General features: G+C 62.4%; 1 protein-coding gene. It reads right to left on the bottom strand.

Features of this window, described 5'->3' with window-relative positions; translation table 11 throughout:
- The coding region (locus tag ACP7E6_RS29425; RefSeq protein ID WP_426233721.1) for an AAA family ATPase at positions 1–785 on the bottom strand (785 nt) is incomplete at both ends.

Raw genomic sequence — 785 nt, 5'->3', positions numbered from 1 at the left:
TTCACGGCCGAGGCGGCCGGGTTCTTCTCCGCGGTGGCCATCGCCTCCAGGTCCTACACTTTCTCCCCGCGCCAGCGCGCCCTTGTCTTGCATGGCGCGCCGGATCCTTGCGTTGAGAGCACGAACATCAGCGCGACGGTGAGCCATCGCAATACGCGTTCCATCCGGCCGCTGCTCCCGATCAGCGATGTAGTCATTGACGATAGCAGCCTGCGCGTCCTCCCGGCTATCGCTGATCAAGATATCACCGTTCCGCTGATAAGCGGCCAACCCTTCGATGGTCTTGTGGGTGGCAAAGGCAACGGATGCGTCGCGCTGCCAGTCCACTTTTTGTCTGCGAATATCGGATAGTTCGGCATAGCCGATACGCTCGGTAATGGCGCGAAACGGAGCACCAGCTCCGATCGCCTGCAACTGCTCGTGATCACCGACAAGCACGATCTTGCCACCGGCCGTTTCCACCGCGCCAACGAACCGGGAGAGCTGCCGGCTCCCAACCATCCCGGCCTCATCGATCACAAAGACATCATTGCGGCAAAGTTCACCTCGACCAGCCTGCCAACCATATTCCCAAGAGGCCAGCGTGCGGCTTTCGATACCCGACGACTGCTCCAGGCCCTCGGCCGCCTTGCCGGAAAGGGCAGCGCCATGAACCTGATAACCCTGCGCCTCCCAGGCCTGCCTTGCGGCGGCAAGCATGGTGCTCTTGCCAGCACCGGCAAAGCCAACCACAGCTGCGATCCGCTCCGGCCCGGTGATGTGCACAACAGCCGCCCGTTGCTCCT

Source organism: Pararhizobium sp. DWP3-4 (genome assembly GCF_049898205.1).
GTDB lineage: Bacteria > Pseudomonadota > Alphaproteobacteria > Rhizobiales > Rhizobiaceae > Pararhizobium.
This window is presented reverse-complemented; position numbering and strand designations above follow the sequence as displayed.